The organism is Variovorax sp. dw_308 (assembly GCF_019207085.1).
Classification (GTDB): Bacteria; Pseudomonadota; Gammaproteobacteria; order Burkholderiales; family Burkholderiaceae_C; genus Variovorax.
Genome location: NZ_JAATOM010000005.1, coordinates 364,983 through 382,557 on the forward strand (window position 1 = coordinate 364,983; position 17,575 = coordinate 382,557).

Genomic DNA, 17,575 nt, shown 5'->3' on the forward strand with positions numbered 1-17,575 from the left:
CTGCTGCGTTCACGGGACGATCGTGAAGTTGCGGCAGCGCACGCCCGCAGGGGCTGCCGCCGCAGCGGGACAGCAATTGCGCACGTCGATGCCGGTGGTGGTGGCGGTGCAGGTCGCGGTCTGGTCGAGGGTGCCGGCAGTGGTCAGGAAGTCCTTGTCCATGTACATCGACGTGACCACGAAGCCGCCTGCCACCGTGCCCGTGATCTGCATGGAGCCCTGCGGCAGCAGCGTCTGTGCTTTCAGCAGCAGATCGGCGAGGTCGTCCGCAGCGGTCTGCGCGGCGGTGCACGCGCCGGTAGTGCGGCAGTTGAGCTTGGTCAGCGTCGCGGCCTTGCCGGTCGCATAGCTGGACGTGTACTGGTAATCCGCATCCATTGCCTTCGGGTTGGCGCGAATGCGCTCGCCAATGTCGCTGGTGATGTCGGTCACACGATGCATGGACCAGGCGGCCTTCTGGAAGGTGAGGCCGCTGGCTTGCAGGCCGGCCAGGCCGAGCAGGCCGAAGGACATGACCAGCAGGGACACCAGGGCTTCGATCAGGGTGGCGCCCTTGAGCTGGCATTTGTGCTGCCTGCGCGCGTATCGCTGTGTGCTGCGGTGGGGAGTTGCCTTGCTCATTTCCGCGTCTCCGGTTCAGAAGTCGGGGCAGGTGGTCAGCGTGTAGTCGGCCACGCGGATGCGGCCCACCTTGCTGACGCAGATCATTCGGCCGTAGCGGGCCTGGTAGGCGGTGTCGGACGAGATCGCGTAGACCTTGAAGTACTGGGCTTCGCGGGCGTAACCGGCGCTGCCGAAGGTCAGGACGCCGGCGGCGGAGCGGTCCATGCCCATCTGGGTGTTGGCCGGGTCGACCGCTGCTTGCGTCTTGAGCAGGATGTCGCCGGCGCTGAAGGTGCCGTCGCCATCGACGTCCACGAAGGCCTGGATGTCATGGGTGTTCCACGCGGTGGTGGAGACGCAGGCGTTGCTGCCGCCGTTCTTGGGGCAGATGACCACGTCCTGATTGCGGACGATGGCTTCGCTGCGTGCGAGATTGGCGAGGCCGATGAAGCCGTTGACGCTGGAGGAGAGGCGGTTGCTGACCAGGAAGTCGCGCATGCTGGGCATGGCGAGGGCGACGATGACGCTGAGGACGATGACGGTGACGAGCAGTTCCAGGAGCGTCACGCCGCGGGCTCTGGCGGGGCTTGACGGGGGATGAAAGGCTGCGCGTTTGTCACACATGTGTCTGATTGTCACCAGACCGCAGCAAAGGTGTTACCGTTTAGACCCCAAAATGGTGCCGCTTGTCGAAAAACAGTGACTACTAACGTATTACAAGGGATTGGATTCCGGGATGCCGCAGTCACGCAGAATGATCTCTTTCGAAACGATGCATTGCAGCGAGCGATATGGACAATCTCATCTTGGTGACCGGCGGCGCTGGCTTCATCGGAAGCCACACCTGCGTTGCCCTATCGGCGGCCGGATACAGGCCGCTGATCCTCGACAATCTCAACAACAGCGACGTGCGCGTACTCGAACGGCTCGCCAAGATTACAGGTCGTCCCCCCAGCTTCATCAAAGGCGACGTGCGCGACCGAACGCTGCTCGATCGCATTTTTCGCGAGCACAACATCTCTGGCGTGATGCATTTCGCGGGCCTCAAGGCCGTAGGCGATTCGGTTACTGACCCGATCCTGTACTACGGAAACAACGTGACCGGCGCGCTGGTGCTCGCCGAAGCGATGCAGGCAGCTGCCGTCAAGACGCTGATTTTTTCGTCCTCGGCCACCGTATATGGCACCCCCGAACGTTCGCCGATTCCTGAAAGCGCGCCGTGTCGGCCCGCCAATCCATATGGGCGTTCAAAACGGATGGTGGAGCAGATGCTGGCCGACCTCCAGCATTCGCAACCCGATTGGCGGATCTCGCTGCTGCGCTACTTCAACCCGGTGGGCGCACACCAAAGTGGACTGATCGGCGAGCACCCGCTAGGCAATCCGAATAACCTGATGCCCCTTGTGTCGCAGGTTGCGGTGGGCGTGCGGGACCAGTTGGCGGTGCACGGCAACGACTACCCCACTCATGATGGCACCGGCATTCGCGACTACGTCCACGTGATGGACTTGGCCGAGGGGCACGTTGCCGCGCTACGACATGCGGCTAGCGGGCCGGGCCTTGTGACGCTGAATTTGAGTACCGGCCAAGGCGCGTCGGTGCTGGACGTGGTCAAGGCTTTCGAGCGCGCCAGCGGGCAGCGTATCGCGTATGAGGTTGGCCCACGCCGGCCCGGCGATGTGGCCGCCTACTGGGGCGATCCCTCGCTCGCACAGGTAACCCTCGGCTGGCGCGCCCGCCGGGGAATGGACCAGATGTGTGCCGACACTTGGCGCTGGCAGCAGCAAAATCCGCAAGGCTATGAAAGTGATGGCGCTCTCTGATTCGATCGTCAGCGCCCGAAGGCGGCGGACGATTCCTTTGAGACACGGTATGCGCCCAAAGCAACTTACCCCTAGCAGCTTAGTGAAGCTAGTGCATGCCGTGTCTGCCTGGACCAACACTCACGTCTTGTCGCGGCGACCGCGCCGGCAAAATAAAATTCATCACTGCCTGCCAATTATGGAGATGGCCGGCTATTGACCAATCGTTCGGCCAGCCAGTACAGGTCTTTAACCTTCCAACGACCAACCGCTGCGCCCGCGAATAGGTCCGACCCCAATTGAAGCTCATTGAGCGCGGCCGGAAGTTGAGCTCCGCGCGATGGGTCTATGTTACGCGTCTCAATAAATAGCGCTCAACTGATTCAATGATTACGAATCGCCCTTTGAATCCATTCTCGTTCAGCCAAGTTTGGAAGTTGGAGCCACACCCTACACATTTTCCCATCTCGTAGTGGGGACCTTCACCCCTGCCTTTTGGAGAATGGACTGCCATACAATCGTGCTCGAAAAGCCGCCCCCAATTACAAGGACATCCGCCTTGTCGATTGGATAGGTGGCGCGGTAAGAATCTTCGATGATCGGCTGGACACGTGTCCATCCAAACAGATCCTCGGATCCGACCGATCCGCGTCAAGTCACCGTACGGCGCGGGGGCAAAAGCAGGACCAGCAAAGGAGAGTGTCCCTAGAGGTTAAGCCGCCGGCGCGCCGTAGCGGCGCAGCCGCGGAGGTGTGCCGGTCGCCTTGAACCGCCTGTTGGGCAGCGACCCTCAGAACGCTTCGATCTCATCCGTTAATATATTATGAACGGGCATCCCCCGTATAAGGGCCGTCCGGTTGTAGCCAGATACAAACGTGAGGTCGCCAACTTCGTTTCTACTCTCTCGAAATTTGCAAGCGACGTATCCATTTTTCAGAGCCCTCTCGCCGACAACGCCATTAAGCTTATCTTTTCGAACGAAGTAGGCATTGTTGCCAGCGCTGTTACAGCCTATGAAAGAATATCCTTTCCGCTCCGCCAAGTTGTGTACGGCAGATAGAGATGCTCCGAAATACAGGTTGCTGTGGTGTTTCTCAGTTCTTTGGAAGCCTTTGTCGTATGGAACCGTAATGGCTCTATCCGCCCCGAAAATGCTGTTGAATTCAATGATAACAATCACAGGGGAAATTATAGTAAGCTCTTTCCATATCCAGTAGTCATTGCCATCTAAATCAATGTGAAGTAGGCCGACCTCCTTATCAAATGAAGATAAAGACACTAATTCGTTTACATTGTTGCGGTCAATAAATGCGCATTTTGCAGCGAGGTCGTATTTCCAAAAGTAATCAGCGTTAACTATATCAACAATGTTGCGCTCTGATCCGTCCATTACAAACCCGGACCAATTATTGTTCATCATCAAAAATCTAGTGTTGGATTCGCGGTAATTTTCCACACCAAACTCAATAAATGTTTTATGTGGAATATCAAGGTGGTGAATCAACCACTGAATGATTCCATCATCTCCGAACTGAGAAAAAATCTTGAACTCAACATCTGCCAGCGAGTCAAGCTGGCCTGCTCGATAGCAGGCCCAAGATAGCTGCTTCCCTATCGCCAGCAACTGTAGTTCGCGCATTTCCAATTGACGCCTCATCACGTCACTCAAACGAGCCAAGCCCTTTAGCTTATTGAAAAATCTCATGTTGCTCTCTCTGTGAATTGATGCACAACGGACGAGGTGAGCCGACGCCGTAGGCGGTCGGCTCGACCGCTGAGTTAGGCGCGAACCAGGCAGTACTGCGCAACATCCTGGGCACGCCGATCGGCTGATGTCGACCGGAATTCGCAGCGCCGCGCGCGTTCCAGTGCAACGCCCGCGTCGCGGAACGGTGATCACGGAAACAACGGTGTCGTGCATGGCCGCGCGCACCAGAAGCGCTGACTGTTCGAGATCATTACCTATGGGCCAGCGCGACCTCATAAGCAGCCGACGTTTCCCGTGCGCACTGGTCCCAAGAGAAAAACTGCAGCCGCCGGAGTCCAACCTGTACAAGTTGGCGTTGCCGATCCTGGTCTGACAACACGGTGTCGACCGCGTGCGCGATCGAGTCCGGGTCGTTCGGATCGAAGAATTCAGCAGCATCACCGATGACTTCGGGTAGTGAAGCAGCGTTGCTTGAGATGACAGGGCACTCGCACGACATCGCTTCCAAGGGAGGAAGACCGAAACCTTCGTAAAGTGAGGGGTAGACGAAGGCTGCCGCAGAACGGTAGCACGCTGCCAGCACCGCGTCGTTGCCACCCAGATGGTGCAGACCATCCACGCGCACGCCCGCGTCGACGGCTGCTTGCCTTTCCTCTCTACCGAAGGGCCGGCCACCGAAGGCCAGGATGTCATACGCTGACCGCAGTGCCGGACGGGAGCCGACAGCGCGCAATAGGCCTCGGAAATTCTTGTAGCCATGGCGCTGCCCCACATACAACAGGAACGGCCGGCCCTTCTCCGTCGCAACGGTGCTAGTCGGGTACGGCAGTGGGTCGAAGCCGAGGTAAACGACGCTCACCTTGTCCGGCGACACGTCGAACAGGTCGCACAGATCATTCTTCGCTGACTTCGAAATCGCGATCAGGTGATCGGCCCTGCGGATCGAACTTTTCTTACGTCGTGTGGTCCCGTCCTGCGGACGGAAGCACTCGGGCATCCGTTCATGGATCATGTCGTACACAGTGACCACCACCTTGGTGCCGCCCAAGTTCACGGGGCGATCTGTGTAGTAGGTCTCGTGCACGAGGTCGGGTCGCCAAGTTTGGCGGTTCCGCAGTTTGAGTATTGTTCGATTTGTCGCAAGCAGCAAAGGGGCTGCTTCAGGCGGAAAAAACGGCAGGCGGATGCTGCCGCGCTGGGCAGCAAAATCATCCAGAAACTGGTTGATGTGCAATGGAGCGAAGATCCTCGCGTCGTGGCCGTGTTGTCCCAGATGCTCCGCCAGACGGACGGCATAGCGGGAAACGCCTCCGAACGACTGAATGCTGAAGATCTGGTGATCAAAGGCGATCTTCATGACGCCCTGATCCCCTCACGTTCATGCTGGATCAGAGCTTGGAAAATGTCCGCGTCTGCGACCGAGAAGCAGCAGAGGTCGAAGTAGATTGCCCCGCCACCTGCGCCGTGGCGTTGCATCACATTGGCGACCAAGTCTTGCGCCAGGCCGCGCGTGAGGTCAGTACCCATCAGATAGTTGCCATTGTTGTCATATACAACGACCGAGCGATAACCGATACCACCCAAGCCTTCGACTGCTGCGACGGCGTCCGAGGGGTTCGAATTCCCGATGAGAGGGTCAAATTCGAAGAACAGGATCGGCATGTCCAGGGCCAAGCTGTCCAGCGCCCCGAGCAAGATGGCAAAGTCGAAACCGTCCGTGTCTGTCTTGATGAGTTTGACGGGCCCAAGATCGGCATTCTTCGTCAATATTTCCTGCACCGTGGTCGTGCGACTGGCGCCCTGTTCACCCATACCCGTCCCCATCCGCCTTGGCATCAGATTCGCCGTGCCTCCCGTGGTTAGTACTTCGAAATCCACGTCGTCGGCCCCCGACGGACGGATGAAAGTTGGAATCACTCGGTTCGTGCCGGGCAACGGTAAAAGGTTGGCCTGCAGATATGGCAGGAACGCCGAATTGCCTCCCACGCACAGGATGGGGCCGCTTACGATCGATCGGATTGCGATGGCCGAATCGCCAATGTTGGCGCCGATATCCCGTGTCACCATGCCTGAATACTGCTGTCGACCCAGTCTGCAATGACGAGCAGTTTTAGATCGTAGTTGAGAAACGCCTGCTGGTATTCGTCCAGCCGGTGCCCAGGTGGCAGCGTGATACGGTGTGTCCCAACGACATAATAGCGATGTTGCCGTTTTGCGAGCCAGCGCTTGGCGAACTTCAGAGGAATCCAGATGTTCATTTGCGGTCGATTTTCGAGAAGGAGAGTCCTAACTGCTTCTCGATCTGGGGGCGATACAAGATCCCATACAGTGTGCCAAGTGTGATGGCAAAGAATGCGGTGAATACATAGACCATAGCGTCGATTCCCACCGTTCGGACCATAAGAAATTTCAAGGGAACGCCGACAGCAACGATGATTAGAACTGCAACGGCCTGCGGCCGGAGTATTCCCATGCCATTCATAAACATCGCAAAGCAATTAGCCATTGCCACTGCAATGGTCCACGTACCAAGGGCATAGACAAGACTGGCCGATGGGACGACCTGACCGTCCGTCCAATACCGCAGCAAGGGAGCGCTCAAAAAGGCCAAGACCACCACCGACGAGGCGGAATACGCGAGTGTCAACTGGGCTGCCGAGCTCAGCGTCTTGCGAATGAACGCCCGGTCATTTCGTGCATTGGCATCTGCGTATGCGGGCCACAATGGGCTATTCAAGATGACTATTGGCTGGGCAGCGAACAGATACATATGCTGAACCAGCGTGAAGGCGGCAACGGCGGACGCGCCCAGCGTGCTGGAGATGATCAAGCTGTCAAGTCCCCACCCAAACGCAGTGCCGATCTGCAGGATGAAGAAAAGCAGACTGACGCGTAGCAACTTCGGTTTCTCAATTTTGGTTGAATGCACCCAGCCGGCAAGGCGAAATAATCCTTTGCGCCCCAGTTGAATCCACAGCCAGACTCCGGGCAACATGCCCCCCACCATGCTACATAGGAGCAGCACTAGCATGCCAGCGTGGTATCGCGTCGCGATGTACAAAAGCAGAAGCCCAACAAAGGTGCAGGGCACGCTGGTGGCGAAGACCTCAAAGCCACGCTGCAGGCCATGGTAGACCCGCAGCACGCCATTGGTGAAGATGGATGCGGCAAACAAACCTGCAAACATCAATACAGTGATGCGGATTTCGTCGACCAGTGCGTCCGAGGTTGTCTTGATCAACACCTGCCACGGCAGCAACCATGCAGCGGCGCCCAGCAATAGCAACAGCGCGAAGGCCAGAATAGCCAGCACTCCAAGTCCGCCACTGACGGCCTGCGAAAGCTCATTGATCCCAGGCTCGGACGCAGCACGCGCGATGCGGTTGGTCAGGCCATTACCGACCCCCAGGTCGAGGAAGCTCAACACAGCGGCCAAGCTGGCAATAGTCATCCATGCGCCAAAACGCTCTGCGCCGAGATAAGGGACTGTCCAACTAATGGATAGCACCAAGGCGAGCATGCTGGCGGCACTGCTTGCTGCGTGCGCCAACATGGTCCACGAGGCTCGCCGGTAGCGCTCGGCCGCCCGGCCTTCCTCGGTGTCGGCAGGGAAAGACTTTATCCGCAGATGGCGCGCGACGACGACAAGATTCACGGTTATCGCCTAGCTCGCTCATCCAGATAAGCCACCTGAGCGACGACGCTGTGCTGGTGCATATCAAGGCCATTCATGCCGAGACACGCGGCGGCTACGACTGGCCACGCATCTGGAAGATATTGCTCGCGTGCGGCATCCGTGTAGGCAAGGACAGGGCGCAAAGGCGCGTGTTGGAGGCGCATCAATTGCCCCTATGCCATCGAAGCCGAAACCATTTAAAAACCCGCCAGAGACACGCGGGCACGGGACCGATGAATCGCTGAATGATTGCCGGCTGAACGCGAACGAAATTCGCATCAAACGTTCTGGATGAAATGCCGGTGCCGGAATACAAGGCAATCGGGCGCGGCATGTAAATCATGCGTTGGCGTATGCCCTCATCCCAGAATAACCGAATATTCAGTAGCTGATCGGCGTGCATTCGGAATCGACGAATATATGGTCCGTGCACAGCGAAGGACTCGCGCGAATAGATAATACCCTGATGGCAGGCATTCACGAAAAGAATCTGCCATCGAGAAGTACGTCCCTTGCGAAGTCCCCGGGTTCCCCAGTACACATCGGCGAATAAAGCAGAAGGCGATACTGAGGCCACCAATTTCAAGACCTCACACATTGAGGGTAAAAGAATGTCATCTTTTCCGAGAAAATACAGATAACGGCCAGTACTCGCCGCTGCACCGTCGTTCATTGCCGCATACACGCTGGGGCGCGATTCAACAATGATACGCGCCCTGGGATACAACGCAGTGGCTTCGGAAAACGCAGTGGCTCCGGAAGTTCCTTTTGGCAGCACCAGTACGAGCTCCCATAGCGTAAAATCGGGAATCGTTAACTCGACCGAATCAATGCAGCGGCGCAACTCAAGGTCAACACTGAGGGTCGGAACAATGATACTTAAAAGCGGCGTCATAAACTGTTTCATTCGCGGTGGAATATGCCATCGACCTGCAGCAATTGATCCGTTCTGGCATTGCCGAAATTGCTCTCCACTCCCACCAAGCCATACTCCCTCTGACGAAGATCCGAGTACAGAGCATCGATCAGCGCTTGTCCAGCGTAAAGTGGCGCCAGCGACGTCTCTATCTGAATCGTCTTATTGCGATCCAGGCTTCGCCGCCCCCTCTCAGGACTTGTGCTTCGAAACCTTGAGTATCAATTTTCAGATAGATATTTTTGCGTTGGAGCAAACCTGCTCAAAGAGAGCGTCCAGCGTTTCAACCTGAATAACCTCCTCACCGGCGTAAAGCGAGTTGGGCGCTGCCTCGACACGCAATGGCATCATCTCCAAAATTTAACTGCTTTCCGAATTGGACCCGACATGGATGGTTTGCGTGCTTTGCGTATCTCCCAGTGCACAGCACCTTCCAGCTTGCATCGCCACGCGCTGCTTGCCGCAACTCTGCGTAGGCCGCACGCAGGGGCTCGAATGACACAATATGACCGCGATATTCAAGCTGGCGCCGCAACTCAAGTCCAAATTGATCGGCGTTTGCGCCGACATCCAGCACGGTGTCGATACAATAATTTTCGATAAGGCGTTGCCGCCGGGCGACAGGATGCTCGCCTGAGTTGTAATGGAAGATGTCGAAGCCAAAGCGACGGGCCCAAAGTTGGGCGAATCTTAAAATATCCATGGCTTTATTTATTTTTTCAACCGATCAGTGTCATCAACCTGGGCCGCGCAAAAGACCCAGCTTATACAGCGCAAGCATGCACCGTAAAATCAGCTCGTCTTTTAGCAATTGGCGCCATCTGACCAAACTGAATATCAAGCTCCAGCGAGGCGTAGTTTGTTTTTGCTGCTTGTAGAAGTATCGCGCGACGCGCATTTTGTCCTCAGGTGACAGCAAGTCACCGTAATTCCCCAGAAACGCGTGAATTTGCCGGAACAGACTGCCCAACCAGTCGTTGCGGATAATCACTTTCCAAGCCCGCCGAAAGCCTGCCACCCGGCCGGGATGTCGACCAATGACGTTTGCATCATGCTGGCGGTACAACAGCGTAGCTTCCTCGTCGTATGTCACTACACCCAAAGCGCTTACAACAAGGTAAATCCACCAGTCATGAAAGCGAAGGCCCGGCGGAATGCCTGCTCGCTGCAAAATCTTCACTGCGGGGCGATTGATTGCCGTCGTACATCCCACGATGATGTTTTCTGTCAATGCGTTCGTAAATGACGGGCCTCGCGGCGGTCTCCATGACGTCTTCAAAGGACGGAGGTCTTGGTCAGCAAGCATTTGCGCGCTGCCGTACAACGCAGGCACGTCGCCAAGGGCACTGAGTTGTTGCCAAGCTCGCTCTATCTTCCCGGGAAGCCAGACGTCGTCTTGATCCGCAAACATGACCATGTCTACATCAACAGGTGCCCGTGCCAACAAAGTGAGAAAGCTCTGGCCGAATCCCAAATTCGGACCCTGCACGACATTGACGCGCAGGTCAGCCAACGCAGCGATCTTTGCCACTGTCTCGTCAGAAGAACCGTCGTCACGCACAATAACCGTCCCTTGAGCGGGAAGCTGAGCCAACACCGACTGCAATTGCTCGGTTATGTACCGCGCGCCTTGATAGGTCGACATGAGCACCGCCACCCGCGGCGAAGTGAACGCTACGACCGGAGACACGTCGGGCAACAGGGAAACCTGGGGAATCGGAAGAGGCTTCACTGACTTTAAGCCAACCGAGACGCGACTAACCGTGCCGGCCCGCGCGAATCAAAGGCGCTGCGCAGTGCAGCAAAGAAGGCGGAAGCCAGCACAGACTGCGTTCCCATCAGCAGTAGGGCGATGCCAGGAATGATCTGGCGCATGGCGGCTTCAGGATCTAGAGAGCCGAATCCGCTGCTTCCCCATTCCCAAGTGAGGCTCGCACACAACCCCAGACCCGCCAGCGTGGCCAGCCCCCCGCCGACAGGCAGCAAGGATCCACCAGCAACATGAAGCGCCCATCGTTCGCGCGGGTGAATAGTGTTCAATCGCGCGCAATGCCGCGCCAGCACCGCGCCCATCGCGAAGAGCATGGTCTGATAGCCCAGCACCATGCCAGCGGAGGCCAGCAACTGGGTGTGAATGCCGACCGGCCACCGACCCCAACCACCAGGATGGAACTGCGCGAGCACCAGCTGGGTGAAACCCAACAGAGCGAGCGCGGCACCCGGGTAGAGAAACAGCCATCGTGGCGTGAACAGCAATAGAAAGCGCAGATGGCGCCAACCATCACGCCATGTGCGCAAGTGCGGCGGCCGATCGCGCCCGTCGGGAGACAAAGTGGTCGGAACCTCGGCAATGCGTAAGTGGCTCAAGGTTGCCTTGACGACCATCTCGCTGGCGAACTCCATCCCATCACAGCACAGCCGCAATTGCAGGATCGCTTGCCGTTCAAAGCCGCGCAGACCACAGTGAAAGTCACCAATTGGCGATTTGAAGAACAACCGTCCGACAAAACTGAGCACCGGATTGCCGAGGTAACGATGCAGCGGCGGCATGGCACCGGGCAAGATCTTGCCGCGAAAGCGGTTGCCCATCACCAGCTGACTGCCGCTGCGGAGTGCAGCGACGAAGCCGTCAAGCTCGCCGAAGTCGTAACTTTGGTCGGCATCGCCCATGATGACATATTGCCCTTTTGCAGCTTCAATGCCGGCGATCAACGCCGCGCCGTAGCCACGCACGGGCACAGAGACGACGCGCGCCCCGCATGCCATGGCCAAGGTTTGCGAGCCGTCGCTCGATCCGTTATCCGAGACGAGGACTTCACCTCGAACGCCGCTGCGAGTCAGGAAGTCTTGAGCCTTGGCGATGCAGGCCGGCAACGTGCGTGCCTCGTTCAGGCATGGCATCAGAATGGTCAATTCGACCTTGCCGTCCTGCTCGTTTGGCGTCCCGACCTGCGCCCGCTTTTCAGAAATCATTTCGTTCAACATGGAGCCGTCCTCCTTCACGCCAACACTTCAACGGGCGTGGCGATTTGATCCACTCATTCGCGGTGCCCAAGCCCGAGATATCGCCGCCGCCCCGAAAAAGATCTGCAAACCGCACGAAGCCATCATCGTTCACCCAGGTTGCGAAATCTGGATAACTGCGGCGCCAGATGGAGCCGTTGCGCACGGCGGTGGCGTGTCGCGAGCGGAAAAAATCAGGACAGGCGCTCTCAACGCGATCGAGCACCTGATCAGCCAAGCGCTTGCTCGCCAATTCGGCCTCGGTCAGCCCACCTCCGGGCAGCAAGCGGCAGGTGTAGACATAAATCTGATCGCGCGAGCCAGACTTGGGCCCGGCCTGCTCAAGCGCATCGGAGTTGCCACGGTAACGGATGTATTCGCAGTCACTGACATCGACGCGCAGGCCGAGCCGCCGAAGCGGATAGTCAAACGTGGCAGCGGCCGGGGCAATTGGCCGGCCATCCAGTTCCACTCGCCGCACTGAGGTAAGCATCCGCAGTTGAGGCGAGTGGGTTTTGATCAGGGCGCGGATGCGCTGGCCGTCGCGGCTCTCAGGGTCGACGTCGACCCCCATCCCTACAAATGCCGAACCCGGTGCCAGGGACGGCACCAGGAAAGACTGCGACTGTGAATCCATCGAGAGATACAGAAATGGCTGCGACTGGAGATTTGTGGACACAGTAGGCTGAGTCCAGGAGCCGTCCCAAGGTTGGGCGTCCCATCGTAATTCTGCGGCTTCGCAGAGCAAGAGCGCCTGTACGCTCAACAACATCGCCACGGCGAAACCCTGGACGTGGGGCATGCCGGTCAGGACGCGATGCACGCCAGCCACCAAGATCACAGCCGCGATGCAGGCCATGGGAAGAAAATATCGGCTGTTACCGCTGACGAGCAGCCAGAGCACCCAGCCAAGAACAAAGGAAATTGCCAGGCTGGCCCAGGAGCGCTGGCTCCGTGGATAGGCAGCAGACGGCGCCGACTTCGACCGGCGCCACAGAGCAACGACCAGCCACAGCACGGGCAAGCACATCAGCGCCGCATAGCGCATATCAGCCGCCATCGTCTCCGTGTGGATCCCGCGCCGAGCGGCCAGCATGTCGAATGGGCGCATGAGCGCCTCGGCCAGCGATGAGGGAAGGAAGCGCGGGTCGCGCATGACATCCATCGCCCCCAGCAATCTGAACAGTAGCGACGCCGGCTCCGCGGCGACTGCAACCGCACCACCCACGGGTGTAGTCGGGTTGAACAGACCGTCCAGCATTGGAAACACCGGATTGCCGAATGTCGTCCAGAGCGTGTAGCCCCATGCCCCGCCGATCAGAACCAGCGCGCCTGCTGCACATGCGGCAAACAGCAGCAGGCCCCGCCAGCGCGTGCGCCAGTTCTGCGTCGTGCCCAGCACCAGCGGCAAGGCGGGAATCAAGGCGAAGACGGCGTTCGACATCTTGAGGGCCGCAGCAGCGCCAAGCAAAACACCTGCAAGGGCTAACCGATGAACACGGTGACCATGAAAGGTATTGACCAGGGCCACATAGCCCCCCAGGGCCAATGCGCCTGTAGTGATGTCGGTAAAGGACGAGCCCAGGGCCTGCAACAGAACCGGGTTGGCCAAGGCCAAGGCAACTGAACCCCAGACCACCAGTGCCCGACTGCGGCCTTCTGCATCCCGGCTGACTGCACGGGCCAACTCCCAAGTCAGCCACAACGCGGTGGAATGCAAACACGCGAACGCAATGCCAATAGCCAGCGACGGCCAGCCGGCGGCCACCATCAGCGACAGCGGAGCGTGCGCGTAGGGAACAAAATAGGTCTGGGAGCTGGCCGGGAAATAGTCAACGGCCACTCTGTCGTGAAAAACGCTGTAGCCAGCGTACAGGTGATAGTGCAGCGCGTCCCACGGCACATCCTTACCGGCAAATAAGGTCCATGCAATTGCGAGGACGGTGCACAACGCGTATGCCCCAAGGCGTTCAGCCCACATAGATCTTCCCGCAGCGGCGTAGCAAGTCAGCAGCGATGCGAGCATGTGGCGTCCAACCCGTTGTCCGGCGCACAAAAAACCGCCCGAAGGCGGCTTTTGCAAAGCTAGCCAGCTTAGGGGCGGCATTCCGAAGGCAGGTACTTCGGAGCAATACTAGATGCGCAGGTCCACTTCAGTTGGCCGGTGTTGGTGCCCACCGTGGCTGGGGTCAACGTGACAGTGCCGGTGGCATTGGGGACAGTGGAGGTAATCGTGACAATACCGCTTCCGTCGGTGATTACGACATTTGAAACGTACTTGGTCGCGCCAGGGAAGCTGTAACCGCTATTGGCTGCAGTGACCGAAGACAGCAAGCCCAACGACGAAGTTGTTTCAGCGACGGCGAGCTTCGCAGGCGCCCCCATGATCAATACTTCCGTCATCTTGGAGCGGGTCGTGTAGTCCTGATAAGCCGGCAGCGCAACGGCGGCCAAGATACCAATGATCGCCACAACGATCATCAATTCGATAAGGGTAAAGCCGGCTTGAGCGCGGCGGGCGATGGAACGACGGTTCATTCACAAACTCCAGGTTGATTGAGAGAGCCCGGGAACCTACCCGGAGCGATGGTGTTCCGCAGCATCTGTGCCAGATGATGTATCCATCTTGGCAGCCAGCCGGTTCGCGGATTTGTTCACATTCTGCTTACTGCAAATGACATAACTTGTCGGCGCGACTTGCAGTTCAAGTGACAATTTTTGTCAATTGACCCAATTGCGTCGTTCCAGCCCGCGTCACAGCGTCAGCACCGCAGCCGCCTTCAACCACCGGATGTCCCGCGCCTCCACCCCCTCCGCCTTCCACCCTTCGGCAAGCGCCCCGATCTGGCTCATGATCTCTTCCGTCTCGGCCGGCTTGGTGTGGGTGATGTAGATCGGGTAGTTCTTCCCGGCGCCGATCTGCGCCAGTTCATGCGCGAGCGTCGCAGGCGACAGGTGCAAGCTGCGCCGCGCCAATGCCTGCTCGCGATTGCTGAACGCCGTTTCAATCACCAGCACGCCCACGTCAAGCTCGTTCACGCGACGCCAGAAGGGCTCGTTGCGTTCGGTGTCCCCACTGAAAACCCAATGGCTCGTCCCATTGGCGCAGCGCACCGCGTAGCCGCAGGCAGGCACGGTATGCACGGCCGGCAAGACCTCGATGTGCTTCGGCAGGCTGGTACCCAGTTGCAAGGTCTGCCCGATCGTCACGGGGTGAAAGGTGACGAAGGGCGATTCGGTACTGGGGATGCTGGCGAAGTCGGGCCAGATCACGTTGTTGAATACATGGGCGCGCAGCGCCTCGATGGTCGCGCGCAGCGCATGCACCCGTAGCGGCTTGGTGCGCAGGCTCGCCACGGTGTCGAGCATCAGGGGCAGGGAGGCAATGTGGTCGAGGTGCGAATGCGTCAGCACCACGTCGTCGATGCTCGCCATTTCCTCGAGGGAGAGGTCGCCCACACCGGTGCCGGCGTCGACCAGCAGGTCGTTGTCGATCAGGAACGAGGTCGTCCGGCAGTCCTTGGCAATGGCGCCTGAGCACCCCAAAACTCGCACCTGCATGTTGCAGCCGCCTCTTCTCTTGATCGCTACTTGGAATCGAACCGGGTTGCGCCGTCCCACTCCGGGTCAAAGGGCCGCAACTTCATTGAGGCTAAACGCTCCGCATACAACCGGTAAAGGACTTTTTTGGCATCCCGTGCCAACAGCGCGTCCAGCGCAGTCTGCGCTTCTTCGGGCTGCTGCGTTTGGTACGCCGCCAGCATCCTGGTCCACAGCCGGAGTTGGCTGGCTTCCTCCGCGCCCAAGTCCGTCGCTCGGCCGACCGGCGCGTAGATGGTGACGGCCTGCTGCCGGCCCTTGACGCGCACGCGGTCCAGTTCCTGCCATGCATAGGCAGGGGCCGACTGCATCGTGGTTTCACTGGCTACGACGGTCGCGCCGTAGGTGGCACCGAGGCCTTCGAGACGCGACGCCAGGTTCACCGCATCGCCGAGCACGGTGTAGCTGCGCCGTACGGCGGAGCCCATGTCGCCGACGCTCATCACGCCCGTGTTGATGCCGATGCCCACGCTGACTTCCGCCCGGCCGGCCTGGCGATTCTGTTCGCTGAGTTCCCGGATGGCCGCGGCCATGTCGACAGCCGCCTGCACGGCCAGCGCCGCATGGTTCGGCGCTTCCACCGGCGCACCCCAGAAGGCCATCACGCAGTCGCCCATGTATTTGTCGACCGTGCCGCCGTACCGGCTGATGACCTGGGTGAGGCGGTTGAAAACGGTGTTGAGGAACTCCTGCAGCGCCTGCGGCGGGAGCTGCTCCGAAAGATTCGTGAAGCCGCGCATGTCGCAGAACATCACGGTGAGTTCCTTGCTCTCCGCGCGCATGCTGTACTGCGCCGGGTGCTCGAGCATCTTCTCGACGAGTTCCGGCGGCACGTAGGTGCCGAACAGGTTGGCCAGCCCGCGCCGGCCGCGCTCTTCCACGAAGTAGCCCCACCCCATGTTGACCGCAAAGGCCGTGGCCATCATGAGCAGCGCCGACGCGATCGGCAGGACGAGCCCGGCCGACGCGAAGAGCCATGCGTTCAGCGCCACCACGGCCGCGAATGTGGCCAGGACAAGGCCCACCGCGCGAGACATCCGCAGCAAGGAAAGACCCACCGCGAGGATGAGCCCGGCAACAAGGACGACGACGATTTCGTAGCCCAGCGCATAGTCCGGCACGACAAGCAGCCGGCGGTCCAGCAGGGCCGACAAGACATTGGCATGCACTTCCACGCCCGGGAAGGTTGCGCTGGTCGGTGTGGCGCGCAGATCCTGCAACCCGGGCGCCGTGGTGCCCACGAGCACGATCTTGCCCCGGAGCTCAGCCGCCGGAAGCTCGCCCGCCAGCACCGCCATGGCCGGGACATACCGGAATGATCCGCCCAGCGCACCGCCGGGGCCGCGGTACGGGATCAGCATGCGTGCGCGCTGGTCGACCGGCACGCGCAACGCCTTTTGGCCGTCGCCGAGCATCAGCGTCTGCAGGGGCGGCCGGTCGGCGTCTTCGCGCAGCGGAAACGATGCAAAGGTCGGCGTCACGCTCTGCATGCCCGACGCCAGCCGGAATATCGCGAGCCCGAGCGATTCGTAGTACCCGGCCGGCGCCGCGCCGCCTTCATACCGGGCGATCAGGGGCGCGGCGCGCAGCAGGCCGTCGCTGGCCGATCCCAGGTCCGCATTGATGAAACCCGCGGTACTGGCCGCATGCGCGAGCACGTCGATATTGCCGCCATAGCCATTCCATTCCGGCGCATAGGCGCCGTGCGGCGGAAAAGCGGTCAGGGCAAGCAGCGGCGGCGGCAGCGTTCCCTTGGAGAGCGGCTTCGCGCCTTGCGTGAAGTAGTACCCGAGCGCCACCGGGCGCCCCTGGATGGCGCGCGCGAAACTGCCGTCGTAGTCCAGCGACTCTTCGAGCCGCGCCAGTTCCTTCGCCAGCGCCGCATCGTGCTGCAGCGGGCCGCGCGACAGCGCGCGCAGGTTCGCAAGCCCGGAGCTTTCGTCGACCTCCGCGAACACCACGTCGAAGCCGAGCACCGCCGCCTGTTGCCGGTCCACGATTTCATGGGTGAGGCGCGCCAGCTGGTTGCGGCTCCAGGGCCATTGCCCGATCGCCTGGATGCTGGCGTCGTCGATGTCGACGATGACGATGCGCGGGTCGAGCGTCTGCGGCATCGTGGCGCGCAGGCGCCAGTCGTAGACGAAGCTGTCGAGGCTGTCGATGAAAGGGCGCCGCGGCATCAGCACGGCATGCGTCAGCACCAGCGCCACCGGCACCAGCGTGATCAGGATGCGCTGCCAGTGTTTCAGCAGCGCAGCCATCGCGCG

The 17,575-nt window shown here is 59.6% G+C and carries 18 protein-coding genes; 2 read left to right on the forward strand and 16 right to left on the reverse strand.

The genetic code is table 11. The features are described 5' to 3' along the window. Positions 1-9: 9 nt before the first annotated feature. Both pilV and HCU76_RS13565 read right to left on the reverse strand, forming a co-directional pair. The gene (gene pilV / locus HCU76_RS13560) at positions 10-621 is read right to left on the reverse strand and encodes a type IV pilus modification protein PilV (protein WP_218509595.1); all 612 of its coding nucleotides are present in this window, start codon (positions 619-621) and stop codon (positions 10-12) included. 15 nt (positions 622-636) lie between these two features. Beyond that, positions 637-1,227 carry a GspH/FimT family pseudopilin gene (locus tag HCU76_RS13565; RefSeq protein WP_371319816.1) on the reverse strand — a complete coding sequence of 197 codons (591 nt, stop codon included), beginning with the start codon at positions 1,225-1,227 and terminating at the stop codon, positions 637-639. Positions 1,228-1,394: 167 nt separating this feature from the next. Between HCU76_RS13565 and galE the strand changes: the two genes are divergently transcribed. Then, on the forward strand, positions 1,395-2,426 hold the full coding sequence (galE, locus tag HCU76_RS13570) for a UDP-glucose 4-epimerase GalE (protein ID WP_218509597.1): 1,032 nt from the start codon (positions 1,395-1,397) through the stop codon (positions 2,424-2,426). A 769-nt stretch (positions 2,427-3,195) separates the two neighbouring features. Here the strand turns inward: galE and HCU76_RS13575 are convergent. From HCU76_RS13575 to HCU76_RS13595, 5 genes are all read right to left on the reverse strand, one after another. Then, entirely contained in the window at positions 3,196-4,110 is a 915-nt protein-coding gene (locus HCU76_RS13575) for a hypothetical protein (RefSeq protein ID WP_218509598.1), read from the reverse strand. A 253-nt stretch (positions 4,111-4,363) separates the two neighbouring features. Continuing rightward, entirely contained in the window at positions 4,364-5,470 is a 1,107-nt protein-coding gene (locus HCU76_RS13580; RefSeq protein ID WP_218509599.1) for a glycosyltransferase family 1 protein, read from the reverse strand. Continuing rightward, on the reverse strand, positions 5,467-6,180 hold the full coding sequence (locus HCU76_RS13585) for an FkbM family methyltransferase (protein WP_218509600.1): 714 nt from the start codon (positions 6,178-6,180) through the stop codon (positions 5,467-5,469). Before HCU76_RS13585 ends, HCU76_RS13580 begins: the two co-directional genes overlap by 4 nt. After that, positions 6,174-6,371 (reverse strand): hypothetical protein, encoded by a 198-nt coding sequence (locus tag HCU76_RS13590; RefSeq protein ID WP_218509601.1) that lies wholly within the window; start codon positions 6,369-6,371, stop codon positions 6,174-6,176. Before HCU76_RS13590 ends, HCU76_RS13585 begins: the two co-directional genes overlap by 7 nt. Then, complete coding sequence (locus HCU76_RS13595) at positions 6,368-7,768, reverse strand: lipopolysaccharide biosynthesis protein (protein WP_218509716.1); 1,401 nt, start codon at positions 7,766-7,768, stop codon at positions 6,368-6,370. The genes HCU76_RS13590 and HCU76_RS13595 overlap by 4 nt, the downstream gene beginning before the upstream one ends. Before the next feature lie 50 nt (positions 7,769-7,818). Between HCU76_RS13595 and HCU76_RS37190 the strand changes: the two genes are divergently transcribed. Beyond that, entirely contained in the window at positions 7,819-8,034 is a 216-nt protein-coding gene (locus tag HCU76_RS37190; protein WP_371319817.1) for a hypothetical protein, read from the forward strand. Here the strand turns inward: HCU76_RS37190 and HCU76_RS13605 are convergent. From HCU76_RS13605 to HCU76_RS13640, 9 genes are all read right to left on the reverse strand, one after another. Further along, positions 7,953-8,696 (reverse strand): glycosyltransferase, encoded by a 744-nt coding sequence (locus HCU76_RS13605; RefSeq protein ID WP_218509602.1) that lies wholly within the window; start codon positions 8,694-8,696, stop codon positions 7,953-7,955. The genes HCU76_RS37190 and HCU76_RS13605 overlap by 82 nt on opposite strands. Before the next feature lie 157 nt (positions 8,697-8,853). Further along, positions 8,854-8,961: an FkbM family methyltransferase gene (locus tag HCU76_RS37195; RefSeq protein WP_371319818.1), complete on the reverse strand. Its 108-nt coding sequence runs from the start codon at positions 8,959-8,961 to the stop codon at positions 8,854-8,856. A 45-nt stretch (positions 8,962-9,006) separates the two neighbouring features. Next, complete coding sequence (locus tag HCU76_RS13610) at positions 9,007-9,408, reverse strand: hypothetical protein (protein WP_218509603.1); 402 nt, start codon at positions 9,406-9,408, stop codon at positions 9,007-9,009. A gap of 33 nt (positions 9,409-9,441) precedes the next feature. After that, positions 9,442-10,437, reverse strand: coding sequence for a glycosyltransferase family 2 protein (locus tag HCU76_RS13615; RefSeq protein WP_371319819.1), 996 nt, complete (start codon positions 10,435-10,437; stop codon positions 9,442-9,444). 5 nt (positions 10,438-10,442) lie between these two features. After that, positions 10,443-11,690: a glycosyltransferase family 2 protein gene (locus tag HCU76_RS13620; RefSeq protein WP_218509605.1), complete on the reverse strand. Its 1,248-nt coding sequence runs from the start codon at positions 11,688-11,690 to the stop codon at positions 10,443-10,445. Further along, entirely contained in the window at positions 11,668-13,734 is a 2,067-nt protein-coding gene (locus HCU76_RS13625; protein ID WP_218509607.1) for a glycosyltransferase 87 family protein, read from the reverse strand. Before HCU76_RS13625 ends, HCU76_RS13620 begins: the two co-directional genes overlap by 23 nt. Before the next feature lie 68 nt (positions 13,735-13,802). After that, a complete protein-coding gene (locus HCU76_RS13630) occupies positions 13,803-14,246 on the reverse strand; it encodes a pilin (protein WP_218509609.1) in 444 nt (147 codons plus the stop codon). A gap of 216 nt (positions 14,247-14,462) precedes the next feature. Then, positions 14,463-15,269, reverse strand: a complete 807-nt coding sequence (locus HCU76_RS13635) for a 3',5'-cyclic-nucleotide phosphodiesterase (RefSeq protein WP_213957194.1) — start codon at positions 15,267-15,269, stop codon at positions 14,463-14,465. 26 nt (positions 15,270-15,295) lie between these two features. Next, positions 15,296-17,569, reverse strand: coding sequence for a CHASE2 domain-containing protein (locus HCU76_RS13640; protein ID WP_218509610.1), 2,274 nt, complete (start codon positions 17,567-17,569; stop codon positions 15,296-15,298). Positions 17,570-17,575 lie beyond the last annotated feature (6 nt).

Coding starts and splice junctions, on each gene's coding strand:
- pilV (WP_218509595.1), bottom strand. CDS start 621: ATGAGCAAGGCAACTCCCCACCGCAGCACACAGCGATACGCGCGCAGG.
- HCU76_RS13565 (WP_371319816.1), bottom strand. CDS start 1,227: ATGTGTGACAAACGCGCAGCCTTTCATCCCCCGTCAAGCCCCGCCAGA.
- galE (WP_218509597.1), top strand. CDS start 1,395: ATGGACAATCTCATCTTGGTGACCGGCGGCGCTGGCTTCATCGGAAGC.
- HCU76_RS13575 (WP_218509598.1), bottom strand. CDS start 4,110: ATGAGATTTTTCAATAAGCTAAAGGGCTTGGCTCGTTTGAGTGACGTG.
- HCU76_RS13580 (WP_218509599.1), bottom strand. CDS start 5,470: ATGAAGATCGCCTTTGATCACCAGATCTTCAGCATTCAGTCGTTCGGA.
- HCU76_RS13585 (WP_218509600.1), bottom strand. CDS start 6,180: ATGGTGACACGGGATATCGGCGCCAACATTGGCGATTCGGCCATCGCA.
- HCU76_RS13590 (WP_218509601.1), bottom strand. CDS start 6,371: ATGAACATCTGGATTCCTCTGAAGTTCGCCAAGCGCTGGCTCGCAAAA.
- HCU76_RS13605 (WP_218509602.1), bottom strand. CDS start 8,696: ATGAAACAGTTTATGACGCCGCTTTTAAGTATCATTGTTCCGACCCTC.
- HCU76_RS13610 (WP_218509603.1), bottom strand. CDS start 9,408: ATGGATATTTTAAGATTCGCCCAACTTTGGGCCCGTCGCTTTGGCTTC.
- HCU76_RS13620 (WP_218509605.1), bottom strand. CDS start 11,690: ATGTTGAACGAAATGATTTCTGAAAAGCGGGCGCAGGTCGGGACGCCA.
- HCU76_RS13625 (WP_218509607.1), bottom strand. CDS start 13,734: ATGCTCGCATCGCTGCTGACTTGCTACGCCGCTGCGGGAAGATCTATG.
- HCU76_RS13630 (WP_218509609.1), bottom strand. CDS start 14,246: ATGAACCGTCGTTCCATCGCCCGCCGCGCTCAAGCCGGCTTTACCCTT.
- HCU76_RS13635 (WP_213957194.1), bottom strand. CDS start 15,269: ATGCAGGTGCGAGTTTTGGGGTGCTCAGGCGCCATTGCCAAGGACTGC.
- HCU76_RS13640 (WP_218509610.1), bottom strand. CDS start 17,569: ATGGCTGCGCTGCTGAAACACTGGCAGCGCATCCTGATCACGCTGGTG.